16 protein-coding genes, 1 tRNA gene and 1 pseudogene are annotated in these 16,205 nt (G+C 67.0%); 3 read left to right on the plus strand and 15 right to left on the minus strand.

Features of this window, described 5'->3' with window-relative positions; genetic code table 11:
• Positions 1-76 precede the first annotated feature (76 nt).
• Both AC1DXX_RS16055 and AC1DXX_RS16060 read right to left on the minus strand, forming a co-directional pair.
• Positions 77-1,429 (minus strand): tetratricopeptide repeat protein, encoded by a 1,353-nt coding sequence (locus AC1DXX_RS16055; protein ID WP_478135192.1) that lies wholly within the window; start codon positions 1,427-1,429, stop codon positions 77-79.
• A gap of 31 nt (positions 1,430-1,460) precedes the next feature.
• The gene (locus tag AC1DXX_RS16060) at positions 1,461-1,859 is read right to left on the minus strand and encodes a tautomerase family protein (RefSeq protein WP_478135193.1); all 399 of its coding nucleotides are present in this window, start codon (positions 1,857-1,859) and stop codon (positions 1,461-1,463) included.
• A gap of 111 nt (positions 1,860-1,970) precedes the next feature.
• Between AC1DXX_RS16060 and AC1DXX_RS16065 the strand changes: the two genes are divergently transcribed.
• Together AC1DXX_RS16065 and AC1DXX_RS16070 are read left to right on the plus strand one after the other, a co-directional pair.
• Positions 1,971-2,840, plus strand: a complete 870-nt coding sequence (locus tag AC1DXX_RS16065) for a LysR family transcriptional regulator (protein ID WP_478135194.1) — start codon at positions 1,971-1,973, stop codon at positions 2,838-2,840.
• Positions 2,841-2,878: 38 nt separating this feature from the next.
• Complete coding sequence (locus AC1DXX_RS16070; RefSeq protein ID WP_478135195.1) at positions 2,879-3,505, plus strand: YitT family protein; 627 nt, start codon at positions 2,879-2,881, stop codon at positions 3,503-3,505.
• A gap of 328 nt (positions 3,506-3,833) precedes the next feature.
• Here the strand turns inward: AC1DXX_RS16070 and AC1DXX_RS16075 are convergent, their stop codons facing one another.
• The 7 genes from AC1DXX_RS16075 to AC1DXX_RS16105 all read right to left on the minus strand — a co-directional run bounded on the left by AC1DXX_RS16075 (position 3,834) and on the right by AC1DXX_RS16105 (position 12,217).
• Entirely contained in the window at positions 3,834-5,246 is a 1,413-nt protein-coding gene (locus AC1DXX_RS16075) for an amidase (RefSeq protein WP_478135196.1), read from the minus strand.
• An 8-nt stretch (positions 5,247-5,254) separates the two neighbouring features.
• A complete protein-coding gene (locus AC1DXX_RS16080; protein ID WP_478135197.1) occupies positions 5,255-6,742 on the minus strand; it encodes an ABC transporter substrate-binding protein in 1,488 nt (495 codons plus the stop codon).
• A 221-nt stretch (positions 6,743-6,963) separates the two neighbouring features.
• Positions 6,964-8,457 (minus strand): ABC transporter substrate-binding protein, encoded by a 1,494-nt coding sequence (locus AC1DXX_RS16085; RefSeq protein WP_478135198.1) that lies wholly within the window; start codon positions 8,455-8,457, stop codon positions 6,964-6,966.
• 110 nt (positions 8,458-8,567) lie between these two features.
• Positions 8,568-9,398, minus strand: a complete 831-nt coding sequence (locus AC1DXX_RS16090; protein ID WP_478135199.1) for an ATP-binding cassette domain-containing protein — start codon at positions 9,396-9,398, stop codon at positions 8,568-8,570.
• Positions 9,395-10,384 (minus strand): ABC transporter ATP-binding protein, encoded by a 990-nt coding sequence (locus AC1DXX_RS16095; protein ID WP_478135200.1) that lies wholly within the window; start codon positions 10,382-10,384, stop codon positions 9,395-9,397. Before AC1DXX_RS16095 ends, AC1DXX_RS16090 begins: the two co-directional genes overlap by 4 nt.
• A 10-nt stretch (positions 10,385-10,394) precedes the next feature.
• A complete protein-coding gene (locus tag AC1DXX_RS16100; RefSeq protein ID WP_478135201.1) occupies positions 10,395-11,270 on the minus strand; it encodes an ABC transporter permease in 876 nt (291 codons plus the stop codon).
• Positions 11,267-12,217 (minus strand): ABC transporter permease, encoded by a 951-nt coding sequence (locus tag AC1DXX_RS16105; RefSeq protein WP_478135202.1) that lies wholly within the window; start codon positions 12,215-12,217, stop codon positions 11,267-11,269. The genes AC1DXX_RS16100 and AC1DXX_RS16105 overlap by 4 nt, the downstream gene beginning before the upstream one ends.
• A 103-nt stretch (positions 12,218-12,320) precedes the next feature.
• Here AC1DXX_RS16105 and AC1DXX_RS16110 point away from each other — a divergent pair, with 103 nt between their 5' ends.
• Positions 12,321-12,623 (plus strand): YfhL family 4Fe-4S dicluster ferredoxin, encoded by a 303-nt coding sequence (locus tag AC1DXX_RS16110; RefSeq protein ID WP_478135203.1) that lies wholly within the window; start codon positions 12,321-12,323, stop codon positions 12,621-12,623.
• On the opposite strand, the gene AC1DXX_RS16115 is transcribed toward AC1DXX_RS16110, so the two are convergent.
• From AC1DXX_RS16115 to ipk, 6 genes and pseudogenes are all read right to left on the minus strand, one after another.
• Positions 12,609-13,118: a hypothetical protein gene (locus AC1DXX_RS16115; RefSeq protein WP_478135204.1), complete on the minus strand. Its 510-nt coding sequence runs from the start codon at positions 13,116-13,118 to the stop codon at positions 12,609-12,611. The two genes, AC1DXX_RS16110 and AC1DXX_RS16115, sit on opposite strands and share 15 nt — an antisense overlap.
• Positions 13,119-13,154: 36 nt before the next feature.
• On the minus strand, positions 13,155-13,787 hold the full coding sequence (gene pth / locus AC1DXX_RS16120; RefSeq protein ID WP_478135205.1) for an aminoacyl-tRNA hydrolase: 633 nt from the start codon (positions 13,785-13,787) through the stop codon (positions 13,155-13,157).
• 73 nt (positions 13,788-13,860) lie between these two features.
• A complete protein-coding gene (locus AC1DXX_RS16125; protein ID WP_478135206.1) occupies positions 13,861-14,532 on the minus strand; it encodes a 50S ribosomal protein L25/general stress protein Ctc in 672 nt (223 codons plus the stop codon).
• An 87-nt stretch (positions 14,533-14,619) separates the two neighbouring features.
• Positions 14,620-15,591: a ribose-phosphate pyrophosphokinase gene (locus tag AC1DXX_RS16130; protein WP_478135207.1), complete on the minus strand. Its 972-nt coding sequence runs from the start codon at positions 15,589-15,591 to the stop codon at positions 14,620-14,622.
• Positions 15,592-15,730: 139 nt separating this feature from the next.
• Positions 15,731-15,807 (minus strand) — tRNA-Gln (locus tag AC1DXX_RS16135).
• Between the two features lie 70 nt (positions 15,808-15,877).
• A pseudogene (gene ipk, locus AC1DXX_RS16140) lies at positions 15,878-16,205 on the minus strand (4-(cytidine 5'-diphospho)-2-C-methyl-D-erythritol kinase); the annotation flags it as partial.

A 16,205-nucleotide genomic window follows, 5' to 3' on the forward strand; every position in this document is an offset into this window, starting at 1 on the left:
GGAGCCGCTCCTGCGCCGCCGTTAATTCCTTTTGTGCCACGCCCCATGACGGGAAGGCATGGCTGCTCGCCCGCGTTCAGGCGATCTGATCGAGCCCGAGCCGCGCGTAGACAGCGGCCGTCTGCCGGCGCAGGCGCAGCGATTCGGGCTGGCCGTTGCACTGCTGCTGAAGGATGCCCTGCGCGGCCGCCAGTGCGCTCTTCGTGCCGGTGCGCATGAGCGCATCGAGGTACACCTGCTCGAACAGATCGCGTTGCGCATGGCTTCCGCCGATCTCGATCAGGCGCGGCAGGGCCACGCCCAGGCCTTCGATGGCTGCCGCGAAGTCACCCCGCGCATGGGCCACGAGCCCGTGCGCGGCCGGCACGCAGACGCGCTGCCATGCGGCGCGGGTCGAGGGCGGCGCACCGGGCGCGAAGGCTTCGATGTTGCGCAACAGCACATCGGCCTCGGGCCGACCGGCGCGCGCGAGTCCGTAGAGGTATTGCAGGTCCAGGAAGGGCAGCACATGGTCGGCCTGCCGCTGCAGCAGGTAGCCGGCCACGTCGTCCCAGCGCGTGCCCACGTCGATGCCCGCGAGCTCGAGCCGCGCGAGCAGCGACACCGCGCCGATCTGGTCCTGCGAGTAGTCCTTGACCACGCCCCAGGCATGCGCGTCGTACACCGCCAGCGCCTCGGCATCGCGGCCCAGGTCGATCAGGAACAGCGCCACATGCCACCAGTTGTGCGTGACCATGAAGGAATTGAGTCCGGTCCAGGTGTCGCTCACGCTTTCCATGAACGCCAGTCCCTCGGCGAGCCGGCCTTCGGTGAGCATCACGTGCGCCAGCGCATGATGTGCCCAGGGCTCCTTGCGGCACATCGCGATCGCACGGCGGGCGCTTGCCTCGGCCTCGCGCATCAGGTGGCACTGCTCGTAGCCGAAGGCCGCCATGCCGTGCACGTACGGCACCTCGGCCGCCGAGGGCAGCACCGCGAGCGCGAGCCGCAGCATGCCCGGGCAGTCGCCGGTGTTGAAGCAGTGGTACTGGCCCAGCTTGACCGACACGAGGTCGCGCGGATGTTCGCGCGCCTGTTCCGCGTGCAGCGCGACGGCGCGTGCGATGTCGCCATCGGCCCAGGCCTCGACGGCCGCGATGTAGCGCTGCTCGCGGGGCGTGGCACGTGTTGCGCCGCCCCGGGCTTTTTCGAGAAAGGGCCGCGCGTTGGCGGCAGCCTCCCGCGATTCGGCAAACAGGTGCAGCGTGGCGCAGTACGCCTGCACGATGGGGCTCGCGTCGGTTTCGGCCAGCGCCAGCAGGTTGACGGCACGCGCCTCGGTCGAGATGAAGCCCATGACGAAGTCGTCGACCCGCGGCAGGCTGGCGGCGTCGTCGAGGGTGAGGGGATTGCCGAGGCTGTCGGCGACGTGCGGATTTCCGGAGGGCATGGCGGCATGGTGCCACGCCCCCGGCGATGCTTCAAACCCCGGCCTGCTGGTGGCGGTACTCCTGGGTCTTTCCGCCATAGCCGTAGGCCGCGCCGCGCGCGTCGATCACGTGGATGTAGGACACCTCGTGCAGGTCGGGCCGGATCTTCGCCATGGCCGCGTGCACCTCGCGCAGGTAGCGCGCCTTCTCGGCCTTGGTGTTGGTCTCGTCGGTGACGCTGATGTCGAGGTGGAAGGCCGACCTGCCCAGCGAGGCCAGCGACTGGCCGCCGATGAACCAGGCATCGGCGGCGATGTACTGCACGGTGATGGCGATCACCGGCAGCTGCTTGCCGAGCACGCTCTGGGTCAGCTCGGCGACGGTATCGACGGTCTTGCGGGTGAGGGCGGCGTCGGGTTCGCCGGAGAGGTGGACGACGATGTGGGGCATGGAGGGCTCCTTGTGGATGAGTGGACGATGGGGCTATTGTGGGAACTCGGTGGCCATCGGAAAAGCGGGAAGATATGATGAGGTCCATCGGTTTATCGGATGGATGAAATCATGCAAGCCTTCGATCTCGAACAGCTTCGCACCCTGGCGGCGGTGATCGATGCAGGCAGCCTGACCGCCGCTGCGCCCCGGGTGTTTCTCTCGCAGTCTTCGGTCAGCGAGCAGATGCGCAAGCTCGAGGAGCGGGCGGGGCAGTCGCTGCTGACGCGCAGCAAGGCGGGCGTCGTTCCCACCGAGGCAGGAACGCGGCTGCTGGCGCATGCGCGCCGCATCCTTGCGCTCAGCGACGAGGCGTTTCGCGATCTGCATGGCGAGACCCTGCAGGGCGAATTGCGGCTCGCCGTGACCGACTACTTCCGGCCCGGCGATCTCACCCGGCTCCTGGGGCGCCTTGGCGAGAGCTACCCGCAGGTGCGGCTGAATGTGAGCATCCTGAAGAGCGATGCGCTGCGGGCGGCCTACGCGCAGGGGGATTTCGATGTGGGGCTGGCGATGAACATCGCGGGCGCGTCGCCTTCGTCCGGACAGGGCGCGAAGGCCACGGTGATCCGGCGCGAATCGCTGGCGTGGCTCGCCGCGACCGGCATGCGGCTGGCGCGGGGCGAGCCGGTGCGGTTGCTGGCCTTGCCGGACACCTGCTCGCTGCACCAGTACACCGTGGCGCTGTTGCGGCGGCGGCGGGTGCCCTATGTGCTGGCGCATGTGGCTTCGGGGGTGGCGGGGTTGCAGTCGGCGTTGGCTGCGGGGCTGGGGGTCGCCTGCCTGAACGAGTCCGCGGCGTGCGACGGGGTGGCCCGGGTGGCGGCGCCGCACGGGCTGCCGGCGCTACCCCGGGTTGCGTTTCAGTTCCTGCCCGGGCGCAGGGGAGAGACGGGGTTCGTGACCCGTGCCCGGGAGATGCTGGCGACGCATCTGGTGTGAAGTCTCCAGGGTGGCGCGGGATTTGCGTCAACCGAGCCATGAACGCGCCCCAACCCACGACCCCGCCGGATCTGCTGCGCCATTCGCGCTTCGACGACGCGCAGGCCATCTTTTCGGGCACGCTGTTCGTCGCCATCGCCATGATGCTGTTCGGCCAGGCGGGCCTGCTCACGGGCGGCACCGCCGGCGTTGCGTTCCTCCTGCACTACGCCACCGGCGTGAGCTTCGGAAAGCTGTTCTTCCTGGTGAACCTACCGTTCTACTGGTTCGCATGGCGCCACATGGGCCGGGCTTTCACGATCAAGACCTTCTCGGCGATCGCACTGCTTTCGGTGATGACCGACTGGGCGCCGCGCTACATCTCGATCGATTCCCTGCACCCGGCTTTTGCGGCCGTGCTCGGTGGCCTGCTGCTGGGCACCGGCTGCCTGTTTCTCGCCCGCCACCGCGCGAGCCTGGGGGGCGCGACCGTGCTGACGCTGTACCTGCAGGAAAAGCGCGGCTGGCCGGCCGGCAAGGTGCAGATCGGCATCGACTGCACGGTGGTGCTGCTCGCGCTGTTCGTGATTCCGCCGCAGCGCGTGGGATGGTCGGTGCTGGCTGCGGTGGTGATGGGGCTCTTCCTCTGGATCAACCACAAGCCGGGGCGCTACGCGGCGACTTGAGTTGCGCCCGGGTCTTTGTGTTGGGGGTGCGTGTGTTCGGGGCGCGTGCACAGGACACCGGGTGCTCCCCTCCGCGAATGTCCCCCGCTTCGCTCCTCCTTTATTTCGCTGCGGGGAGCACCCGATGCCCTGTGCACGAGAGGCGCAGCGCTTGTGCGAGCCGATCAACGACGGCTCTGAGCGCTTACGCCGATGGTGTGCTCTGCGCAGCGAAATAAAGGAGGAGGCATGCGGCCCTAGGCCGCGCCGGGGGACATTCGCGGAGCAGAGCACACCGTCGGCGTGATMGTGCCCCGAACAAAGTACACCGCATCGAAAAGCAAGGTTTCTAGCGTTCAGGCGCCACAGGCCAGGGCCGCTGCAACTCGCGAATCTGCTCGAACGCACGCGACACGCGCAACACGCCGAGATCGTCGAACCGGTGCCCGGCAATCTGCAGCCCGATCGGCAACCCGCCCGCCGAGTACCCGCAGTTCACCGAAGACGCCGGCTGCTCTGACATGTTGAACGGCACCGTGAAGCCGATGTGCTCCAGCGGCCGCAGCGGATCGTTGGTCGGCGAAGGCGCCTCGGCAGCCGCAGGCATGTTCGGCGACACCGGCGAGATCACGTAGTCGAACCGCGAGCACGCCTGCACCGCCGCCACGCGCGTCGCATGGAACTGGCTGAAACCGCGGAACACATGCTCGCCGCTGAACTCGGCCGCGCTCTCGGCCCACTCGCGGATGTAGGGCAGCACCTTGGCGCGCTGGTCGGCGCGCAGGGCCTTCATGTCCACCAGCGAACGCATGCGCCACAGGTGGTCCATGCCGTCGAGCATGGCTTGCGACATGAAGGGCTGCATCGTCTCGACGACCGCGCCGGCCTTTTCGAACAGGCGCGCCGCGTGTTCGACGGCCGACTGGATCTCGGGCTCGACCGCCAGGCCGCAGCCCGCATCGAGCAGCAGCCCGATGCGCAGCCCGCGCAGATGGTCCGGCGACACGTCGAAGCCGGCCCAGTCGATGTCCTGCGCCGGCAGGCTCATGCTGTCCCGCGCATCGGGCTTCGAGAGCACCTGCATCATCAGCGCGGCATCGCCGACGGTGCGTGTCATCGGTCCCGCAGCGCGGCCCATGTACGGCGGATCGATCGGAATGCGGCCCAGGCTCGGCTTGAGCGTGAAGATGCCGCACCAGCTTGCGGGCAGGCGCAGCGAGCCGCCGATGTCGGTGCCCAGGTGCAGCGGGCCATAGCCGGCAGCGGCGGCCGCACCGGCGCCGGCGCTGGAGCCGCCCGGTGTCCGGCTCAGGTCCCAGGGGTTGCGCGCCAGCGTGTGAAAGCTCGAGAGCCCTGAGGACAGCATGCCGTAGTCCGGCATGGTGGTCTTGCTCACGATGACAGCGCCGGCTTCCTTCAGGCGGGCGGCCGGCGGCGCATCGGCGGCCGCGGGCTTCAGGTCGACGGCGGCCGTGCCGGACGGCATCGGGTCGCCGCGGGTGGCGATGTTTTCCTTGACGGTGGTCGGCACGCCGTCGAGTGGGCCGAGCGCATCGCCACGCTGCCAGCGTGCCTCCGAAGCGCGCGCCTGTTCGAGCGCGGCTTCGGGCCGGAACAGCCAGGTGGCCTGCAGGTGCGGCTCCCAGCGTTCGATCTGCGCGATCACGGCCCGCGTGACCTCGACCGGCGAGAGGCGCCTGTTGCGGTAGGCGGCGGAGAGTTCCTGGGCGGACAGGTCGCTCAACAAAGGGGCATCGGACACGGTGACGCTCATCCCCACGACAGCGCGGACAGGTCGTTCACGAAGATCGGGTTTTCCTTCCAGAGGCCCTTCACGTTCCTCTTCGCGATGGTCGGGAACTGCGGCTGGTAGAGGAAGCCGTTGGCCGCGTCGGTGGCCAGCATCTTCTGCGCGTCGCCGAGCAGCTTGTTGCGTTCGGCGGTGTTGCTGGTGGTCTTGATCTTGTCGAACAGCGTGTTGAAGGCCTTCGACTGGTAGCCCCAGTAGTAGTCGGACTTGGCGTAGTTGCCGAGGTCGAAGGGCTCGACGTGCGAAACGATCGACAGGTCGTAGTCCTTGTTGCCGTAGGTGCCGCTGAGCCACTGCGCCCACTCGACGTTCTGTACCTTCACGGTGATGCCGATCTTGGCGAGCTGGGCCACGATCACCTCGCCGCCCTGGCGTGCATAGGGGGGCGGCGGCAGCGTCATGGTGAGTTCGAGCGGCGTCTTCACGCCGGCTTCGGCGAGCAGCTTCTTGGCCTTCTCGATGTCGAAGGGGTTGATGCCGGTGGTGTCGACGAAGCCCGCGGCGCCCGGCACGTAGTGGCTGCCGATGGCCACGCCGAGGCCGTCGGCGGCGCCTTCGATCACGGCCTTGCGGTCGATGGCCGCGAGGATGGCGCGGCGCACACGCACGTCGTCGAGCGGCTTCTTCCTGTTGTTGATCGAGAGGATGGTCTTGGCGCGCGAACCGGCCAGGATGACCTGGAACTGCGGGTTCATCTTGAACTGCGGCACCACGCGCGTGCCGATGCGCGTGAACACGTCGACGTCGCCCGCCATCAGCGCGGCGGCCTGCGCAGCCGTGTCGGCGATGAAGCGGAAGGTGACCTTGTTGATCTTGGCCGTGGCGGGGCTGCGGAAGCCTTCCCACTTGCTCAGGGTGAGCGACGAGCCCTTGGCCCAGCTGTCGAGCTTGTAGGGGCCGGTGCCGACCGGCTTGGTCGCGTTGGTGTCCACGCTCTTGGGCTCGACGATCACGGCCGTGGCCTGGCCCAGCACGAAGGGCAGGTCGGGGTCGATCTCCTTGTTGATGACCACGACGGTGTAGTCGTCCACCACCTGGGTGGCGAGGTTCGCGAAGGTGCGCTTGTCCTTGTTGGTGCTCTTCTCGCTGCCGGCGCGGTCGAAGGCGAACTTGACAGTGGCCGCGTTGAAGGGCTCGCCGTTCTGGTACTTGACGCCGCGCTTGAGCTTGAAGGTGTAGGTCTTGAGGTCGGGCGAGATTTCCCAGCTCTCGGCCAGGAGCGGCGTGACGCTGCCGTCGGCGTTGATCTTGGTGAGCGTTTCGAGGATGTTGTATTGCACGACCTCGGCAATCGCGGCCGCCGCGCCGGTGGTCGGGTCCAGGCCCGGCGGCTCGAGGGCCATGCCGATCACGATGGCGTCCTTCCGCCCTTGGGCCATGCCGGCCAGCGGGGTGGCCAGCGCGACGGTGGCGCCGGCGGTGGTGAGGAGGGTGCGACGGTTCAACATACTTGGTGATCTCCGGAAAACGGCCAGGGGTCGAATGACTGCTCGGCGCCCACCGTGCCCCGAAGGGAGGCGCAGCGCCGCGAAAGACAAGACACGCAGCACGAAAGATGCCACGTGCGCAGCGGATCATTCTCTCGCAGCGGGCAGTCCGGCGCCTGCCCGGCAAGGCGGTTTTTCCTTGGGACGTTCCCGGATGCCGCGGCCTGCGCCGGGCCCCGCCACTAGGCCCAGTACAGGGCCGCGATGTCGTTCACGAAGATCGGCGTGTCCTTCCAGAGACCGCGCAGGTTGCGCGCCGCCACCGTGATGAACTGCGGCTGGAACAGGAAGGCGTTGGCCGCGTCCTCGGCGAGGATGCGCTGCGCATCGCCCAGGTAGCGCAGGCGGTCGGCCGCGCGCGGGCTGTTGCGCGCCTTGTCGAAGGCTTCGTTGAACCTGGCCGACTGGTAGCCCCAGTAGTACTCGGGCTTGGTGTAGTTCACGAGGTCGAAAGGCTCGACGTGCAGGATCAGCGAAAGGTCGTAGTTCTTGTTGCCGTAGGTGCCGCTCATCCATTGCGCCCATTCGACGTTCTGGATCTTGGCGACGATGCCCACTTTGGCGAGCTGCGCGGCGATGAGCTCGCCGCCTTGCCGCGCGTAGGGCGGAGGCGGCAGCACGAAATCGAGTTCGAGCGGCGTCTTCACGCCGGCCTCGGCCAGCAGCTGTTTCGCCTTCTCGACGTTGTAGGCGTTGATGCCGGTGGTGTCGATGTAGCCTGGCGCGCCCGGCACGAAGTGGCTGCCGATGGGCACGCCGCGGCCGTCCACCGCTGCTTCGATCACCGCCTTGCGGTCGATGGCAGCGGCGATGGCGCGGCGCACGCGCACGTCGTCGAGTGGCTTGCGCCTGTTGTTGATCGCGAGGATGGTCTTGCCGCGCGAGGCGTTGAACACCACCTGGAAGCGCTTGTCGTTCTGGAACTGCGGCAGGCTGCGCGAGACCGAGGCATGCGGGAACAGGTCGATGTCGCCCGAGAGCAGCGCGGTGGTCTGCGCGGCCGGCTCCGAGATGAAGCGAAAGCTGGCCTTGCGGATCTGCACGGCGTCGGCATGGCGCCAGCCGTCCCACTTGGCGAGCACGATGCCCGAGCCCTTGGCCCAGCTCTCGAGCCGGTAGGGGCCGGTGCCGACCGGCCTGGTGGCATTGGTCTCCACCGTCTTGGGTTCGACCAGGACGGCCGAGGCCTGGCCGAGCAGGAACAGCAGGTCGGGCTCGATGTCCCTGGTGATCAGCACCACCGTGTGTTCGTCGACCACCTGCGTGGCGATGTTGGCGAAGGTGCGCTTGTCCTTGTTGGTGCTGTTGGCCGCAGCCGCGCGGTCGAACGAGAACTTGACGGTCTGCGCATCGAAGGGCTCGCCGTTCTGGAACTTCACGCCGCGCTTGAGCTTGAAGGTGCAGGTCTTGAGATCGGGCGAGATCTCCCAGCTCTCGGCGAGCATCGGCGTCACGCTGCCATCGGAATTGATCTTGGTGAGGGTCTCGAAGACGTTGTAGAGCACCACCTCGGAGATTTCGGCGCCAGCCTTGGCGGTCGGGTCGAGGCCGGTGGGTTCCAGCGTGAGTGCCAGCACCAGCGCGTCTTTTTTTCTTTGCGCGAATGCGTTGATCGGCAGTGCGAGCGGTGCCAGGGCTGCGGCGCCGGTGGCGAGCAGGGTGCGTCGTTGGAGCATGAAGCGGTGTCCTCGGGAACGGGGCAGGCATCATCCGCGAGACGGGTGCCTCGGCGCAACCAGATGCTTATGACCCACTCATCCTACGAACGGTGGGCGACACTTCGATGTCAGGCCGCCAGCAGCGTGCCGCCGGTGGGTGTGCGCGGCACTGCATCGAGCAGCGTGCGCGTGTAGGGGTGCTGCGCGTGGCGGAATAGGTTGGCGGGCGGGCCCTGTTCGACGATCTGGCCCTTCCACACCACGCAGACGTCGTCGCAGAGGTGGTTGACCACCGCGAGGTCGTGGCTGATCAGCAGGTAGCTGACGCCGAACTGCTGCTGCAGGTCCTGCATGAGGTTGAGCACCTGGGCCTGCACGGACACGTCGAGCGCGCTGACGGGTTCGTCGGCGACGATGAGCTTGGGCCGCGTAATCAGTGCGCGTGCAATCGCGATGCGCTGGCGCTGGCCGCCCGAGAACTCGTGCGGGTACTTGTCCATGTCGGTGGTGCGCAGGCCGACGGCTGCGAGCGACTCGGCGGCGCGCTCGCGCTGCTCCTTGCGCGAGGCCTCGGCCAGCGCCTCCAGCGGCTCGGCGACGATGCGTGCCACGGTCTGGCGCGGATCGAGCGAACCGTAGGGGTCCTGGAACACCATCTGGAAATCGCGCCGCGCCGTGCGCAGCGCTGCCTTGGGCAGCGTGTGCAGGTCGCGGCCGAGCAGTTTCACGCTGCCCGAGGTGGGCGTATCGAGCGCCATCACGAGGCGCGCGATGGTCGACTTGCCCGAGCCCGATTCGCCGACGATGCCGAGGCTGCGGCCGGCTTCGACCCTGAAGCTCACGCCGTTGAGCGCCTTGACGGTCGGCGGCGGGCCGAAGAGCTTCTCGCGCGGCAGGTCGTAGTGGCGCACGAGGTCCGTGACTTCCAGCAGTGGCGGGGCGATGGTGGGCTCACTCATGATGCGACGGCGACCTTGGCCGCGATGTCTTCCAGCCGGATGCAGCGCACCGCGTGATCCTGCGGCAGCATCGTGGGCGGCGGCCGCGTGGTGTGGCAGGCGTCGATCGTGTAGCTGCAGCGCCCCGCGAAGGGGCAGCCTTTGGGCAGGTCGACCAGTTCCGGCACGCTGCCCCGGATGGTGGCCAGGCGCATGCCGCGTGGCGCACCGAGCGCAGGGCGGGCGGCGAACAGGCCCTGGGTGTAGGGGTGGGCGCGCCGCGCGAACACGGCTTCGGTCGGCCCGCTCTCGACCACGCTGCCGCCGTACATCACGAGCATCTTGGAGACGGTCTGCACGATCACGCCGAGGTCGTGCGAGATCAGGATCAGCGCCATCCCGCGCTCGGCCACCAGGCCCTGGATGAGTTCGAGGATCTGCTTCTGGATGGTCACGTCGAGCGCAGTGGTGGGCTCGTCGGCGATCAGCAGGTCGGGGCCGCAGGCCAGCGCCATCGCGATGCCGATGCGTTGCCGCTGCCCGCCCGAGAACTGGTGCGGGTAGGCATCGAGCCGCGACGCCGCATCGGGAATGCCCACGCGGTCGAGCAGCGCCAGCACTTCCTTGCGCGCCTCGGCGCCCGAGAGCCCGCGATGCAGCCGCAGCGGCTCGCCGACCTGGCGTGCGATGGTGTGCACCGGGTTCAGCGCCGTCATCGGCTCCTGGAAGATCATGCCGATGCGGTTGCCGCGGATCTGGCACATGGATTTTTCGTCGCGCCCGACGAGCTCGGCGTCGTCGAAGCGGATGCTGCCCGTGACCTTGGCGGTCGAGGGCAGCAGGCCCATCAGCGACATCACGGTGATCGACTTGCCGCAGCCCGATTCGCCCACGATGCCCAGCGTTTCGCCGCGCTCGAGCGAGAAGGAAATGCCGCGCACGGCCTCGGCGGGGCCGCGCTGCGTCTGCAGTTCGATGTGCAGGTCCTTGACTTGGAGAAGAGGCATATCGCTTCGCTTACCGGGCGCGCGCGAGGCGGGGGTCGAGCAGGTCGCGCAAGCCGTCGCCGAGCAGGTTCAGGCCCAGCACCGCCATCGCGATGGCCATGCCGGGGAACACCGCGAGGAGCGGCGACTGGAACATCATCGTCTGCGCCTCGCTGAGCATGCGGCCCCACGAAGGCTGTGGCGGCTGCGTGCCCAGGCCGAGGTAGGAGAGAGCGGCCTCAGCGAGGATGGCGATGGCGAAGCGGATCGTGATCTGCACGATCAGCACGGCCGAGATGTTCGGCAGCACGTGCTGCATCGTGATGGMGAACGGCCCCTTGCCGCAGGCGCGCGCGGCGGCGATGTACTCGCGCGACCAGATCGCRTTGGCCGARGCSCGCGTGATGCGTGCGAAGGTRGGGATGTTGTAGATGCCGATCGCGACGATGGCGTTGACGATGCCGGCGCCGAACACCGCGGTCATCATGATGGCCGAGAGGATCGCGGGGAAGGCGAGCGAGAAGTCGGCGAAACGCATGATGGCTTCTTCGACCCAGCCGCGCCGTGCCGCTGCCAGCAAGCCGAGCGCCGTGCCGGCCACGAGGCCGATGCCCACCGCGATCACGCCCACGAGGATGGAAGCACGCGCCCCCACCAGCAGCAGCGAGGCCACGTCGCGGCCATAGGTGTCGGTGCCCAGCCAGTGCGAGCCCGTCGGGGGCTTCAGCTTGTTGGCCATGTCCATCTCGTAGGGCGACCACGGCGTCCAGACCAGCGAGATGCCCGCTGCGAGCAGCAGAAGCAGCGTCAGTACGCCACCCAGCACGAAGCTGCGGTGCTGCAGCGCACGGCGCCAGAAGCCCGGCACCTTGAGCGCGGCGGCGCTGGGAACGGCRAGGGTGCTCATATGTCGCTGGCCTTGATGCGCGGGTCGATCACGGCRTACAGCACGTCGACCACGAAGTTCACGATGACCACGAGCGCGGCGAGCAGCATCACGCAGTTGCGCACCACGATCAGGTCGCGGTTGCTGATGGCCTGGAAGATCAGCCGGCCGAGACCGGGCAGGTAGAACACGTTCTCCACCACGATGGTGCCGGCCAGCAGCTCGGAAAACTGCATGCCCATGACCGTGATGACCGGGATCATGGCGTTGCGCAGCACGTGGGTCCAGAGCACGGCGCGCTGCGACACGCCCTTGGCGCGCGCGGTGCGCACGAAGTCTTCGCGCATCACCTCGAGCACCGCCGAACGCGTGATGCGCGCGAGGATCGCCGCCTGCACCACCGCCAGCGACAGCGCCGGCAGCAGCAGCGACTTGAGGCCCGCGAAGACGCCTTCGCCCCAGCCCTCGAAGCCACCGGCCGAGAACCACTGCAACTGGACCGAGAACACCAGGATCAGCAGGATCGCGAACCAGAAATTGGGAATGGCGATGCCCACCTGCGTGAGCCCCATCAGGCCGACGTCGCCGAGCTTGTTGTGGCGCGCGGCGGCGGTCACGCCCACCAGCAGCGCGAGCACGGTGGTGAAGGCCATCGCCAGCAGCGCGAGCGGCACGGTGAGCGCGAGGCGCTCGAGGATGAGGTCGAGCACCGGCGAGCTGTAGGCGTAGCTGTCGCCGAGGTTGCCGGTGAGCAGGCCGCCGATCCAGTGCCAGTAGCGCGTCCAGGCCGGCTGGTCGAGGCCGAGCTTGGTAGCGAGTGCGGCCACTGCGTCGGGCGAGGCATCGGGGCCCATGAGCATCTGTGCGGCGTTGCCGGGCAGGATCTCGAGAACGAGGAAAACGATGACAGAGGCACCGATCAACGTACCGATCAGCGTGGCGAGGCGCTTGAATAGAAACAGACTCATGGGTCGGGGCGCAGCATAACTGACTACTGCAACAAGTGTGCCGCGAATGTGGCCTTTGGCATTCGCTGGTGGCTCGTTCGCCCGGTCCACCGATAATCGGGGGATGGCCCTCATGATCACCGACGAATGCATCAATTGCGATGTCTGCGAGCCCGAGTGCCCGAACGATGCGATCTACATGGGCGCGGAGTACTACGAGATCGATCCGCACAAGTGCACCGAGTGCGTCGGCCACTTCGACGAACCGCAGTGCGTGCAGATCTGCCCCGTGGCGTGCATTCCCATCCATCCGGCGCACGTGGAAAGCCGCGAGACGCTGATGCAGAAGTTCGAGCGTCTCACGGCCGCCAAGGCTGCCGCGGCGGTGCCGCCGCAACCTGAAGCGCCGCCTTCAGCCGGCGTCTGAGCCGGACGACTTCCGCTTCTTCTTCCTGTCGCCGCTGCCGGACGAGGATGCTCCCTTGGCATCCGACGCGCCGTGGAAGCGTGCGCTGGACTTGTGCGGCTCGGTGTCCATCTTCCGGACACGGGCTCGCGTCAGCTGCTCGGAGGATGCGAGCCGCCGGTCGTCGAGGGTGGCTCGCCGGGCGTCCTGTGCCGCACGACGGTCACGCTCGAGGGCTTCCTTTTCCTGCGACAGGCGGATGCGCTCCAGCTGGTCGGCGCGTTTTTCCGCTCTGACCGTGGAAGCCTCCGCCGCCCGGCGATCCGCCTCGCTGCGCGTGTCGTCGACCTTCAGGGCCCTTCCACCTTCGCAGGGCTGGTCGCCGTAGCTGCTTCCGCAGCGCCAGGTTTTCGCGCCTGCCTGGGCCAGAGCCCCAGCCGACCAGGCACAGGATGCTATTAAAAATATAGCGATCCCGATCTTTCCAGCCCTCGTTTCTCTTCTTCTGCTCTTCATTTTTTATTTCTCTCCCTCCTGCGCTCCTGTGGCCGGCTAGGTGGCGGCAGGCGTGCCCCCATCGCCGGGCTCCCGCCGCGGCGGTTTGGGCCGGGGCGGTTTGCTCGTGTGAATGACCAAGGTCGCTTTCTCCATCTCGCCGGCCACGAGCGCGGGCATGGCATGCAGCGTGCGGGCGATGGCGTCCTCGATCGCTTCGCGTTGTTCCTTCAGCGGCTTCTTGAGCACCCAGTTGATCACCTCCGACTTCACGCCGGGATGCCCGATGCCCAGGCGCAGCCGCCAGTAGTCGCCGGTGCCGAGCTGCGCGTGGATGTCGCGCAGGCCGTTGTGGCCGGCATGGCTGCCGCCGAACTTGAGCTTGGCCTGGCCGGGCACCACGTCGAGTTCGTCGTGCACCACGAGGATTTCCTCGGGCGCGATCTTGAAGAAGCGCGCGAGCGCGGCCACCGACTTGCCCGACAGGTTCATGAAGGTCTGCGGCTCCAGCAGCCAGACGCTCTGGCCGCCGATGCTCGTGCGTGCCGCGAGGCCGTGGTAGCTGCGCTCGGGCGCGAGGTTGAGTTTCCAGTCGCGCGCCAGGGCGTCGATCCACCAGAAGCCCGCGTTGTGGCGCGTGGCTTCGTACTCAGGGCCCGGGTTTCCGAGGCCGACGAACAACTTGATCATGGCGGGAATTATCTCGCCGCCCCCAAAGCAAAAGGCCCGCACGCGGCGGGCCTTTTTGCAGGGGGCGGAAGAATTACTTCTTCGCGGCGGGCTTGGCCGTCTTGGCGGCAGGCTTGCCGTTGGCAGCCGGTGCGGCGCCTTCGGCTGCAGCGGCGCCTTCAGCGGCGGCGGCCGGCTCTTCGGCGACCAGCGGCGGCACGGCCGAGACGATGACCGGGTTGCTCTTGCCGTGGCTCACGAACTTCACGCCCTTGGGCAGCTTGATGTCGTTGACGTGCAGCGTGGCGTTCTTCGTGAGACCGGAGAGGTCCACTTCGATGAACTCGGGCAGGTCGGTCGGCAGGCAGCTGATCTCGAGCTCGGTGATCACGTGGTTCACGAGGTTGTGAGCGGTCTTGACGGCTTCGGACTCTTCTTCACCCTTGAAGTGGAGCGGCACCTTCATGTGCAGGCGGGTCTTGGCATCGACGCGCTGGAAGTCGATGTGTTGCACCAGCTGGCGGAACGGGTGGTACTGCACGTCGCGCAGCAGCACTTTGCTGGTGGCGCCGCCGAGTTCCATTTCGAGGATCGACGAGTGGAAGGCTTCCTTCTTGAGGGCGTGCCACAGCGCGTTGTGATCGATTTCGATCAGCTGGGGCTGGCCTTCACCACCGTAGACGATACCGGGCGTCTTGCCCGAGATGCGGAGACGGCGGCTCGCACCCGTGCCCTGCTTGGCGCGCTCAAAAGCGACGAATTTCATAACTAGCTCCTGTGAGAGTCCACCGCGACCAGTGCGACTCCGGTTCAAAAAGGCTTCTGGAAAGAAGCCCGCTCTTTGGCTCTCAGGTCAGAACAGGTTGTCCTGGTCCGAGAACAAACTCATCACCGACTCGCCCTTGGCAATGCGCTGGATCGTCTCGGCGATCAGCGGTGCCACGGAGAGCTGGCGGATCTTTCCGCACGCCAGGGCGCCGTCGGAAAGGGGAATGGTGTTGGTCACGACCACTTCGTCGAGCGCGGAGTGGGTGATGCGCTCGATAGCCGGGCCCGAGAAGATCGGGTGCGTGCAATAGGCGTAGACGCTCTTCGCGCCGCGCTCCTTCAGCACCTCGGCCGCTTTGACCAGCGTGCCGGCGGTGTCGATCATGTCGTCCATGATCACGCAGTTGCGGCCGTCGATCTCGCCGATCACGTTCATGACTTCGCTGACGTTGGCCTTCGGGCGGCGCTTGTCGATGATGGCGAGGTCGCAGTTCAGTTGCTTGGCCAGCGCACGGGCACGGACCACGCCGCCGACGTCGGGCGAAACCACGATCAGGTCTTCGTAGTTCTTGGCCCGCAGGTCGCCCAGCAGCACCGGCGACGCGTAGATGTTGTCGACCGGAATGTCGAAGAAGCCCTGGATCTGGTCGGCGTGCAGGTCCATCGTGAGCACGCGCTCGACGCCGACGGTTTCCAGCAGGTTGGCCACCACCTTGGCCGAGATCGGCACGCGGCTCGAACGCGGGCGGCGGTCCTGGCGGGCGTAGCCGAAATAGGGAATCACGGCGCTGATCCGCTCGGCCGAAGCGCGCTTGAGCGCGTCGACCATGATCAGCAGTTCCATCAGGTTTTCGTTGGTCGGTGCGCAGGTCGACTGCACCACGAACACGTCGCGTGCGCGGACGTTCTGGTTGATCTCGACGGTGACTTCACCATCGGAGAAGCGACCGACGCGTGCGGCGCCCAGCGAGGTGCCGAGGTTGTGCGCGATTTCTGCGGCGAGGCCAGGATTGGCGTTGCCGGTGAAAACCATGAAGTCAGGGTGATTAGCCTGCATGAGCGCGTCCCGGCAGTGCGAATTGGCTTTTAGGAAGCCGCCAAAGGTTTTGGGTCGTGGCGGCCCGTGGGCTACCGATTATTGCAGCGGGTGGGCTGCAGAAGAAACACTGCGGCCGGTGGGCCGCAGTTTAGAGATTTGGCAGGGGAGAAAGGATTCGAACCTTTGCATGCTGGAATCAAAATCCAGTGCCTTAACCAGCTTGGCGACTCCCCTACACGGGTCGATGGTTTGCACCATCAACCGATATATGTCGCGTCGGACCGTAAAAACGTTCCGACTATTTTCAGGCTGCCCAACCTACCAGAGGATGAACAGCCAGATTGTTGCACTGACGAACCTGCCAGCCCGCGGGGGCTTCGACCAGTTCCGCTTCGTGCGGCCCTTGCGGCATCTTTGCAAACACTGAACTTCCGGAGCCGGTCATCCGGGCCTTCAATCCTTGGTCGCCGAGCCATTCGATGGCATCGGTGACCGCGGGGCAAAGCCGCTGGGCAACCGGCTGCAGGTCGTTCTGGCCGAAGTCGAAAACCTTGTTGCCGAGGTTTGGGGCTTCGTGTCGTTCGCTATCTGCAGCAAAGCCCGAGATTATAGCAACAGGAGTGGCGCGTTGA

Source organism: Variovorax sp. P4_B10 (genome assembly GCF_056402375.1).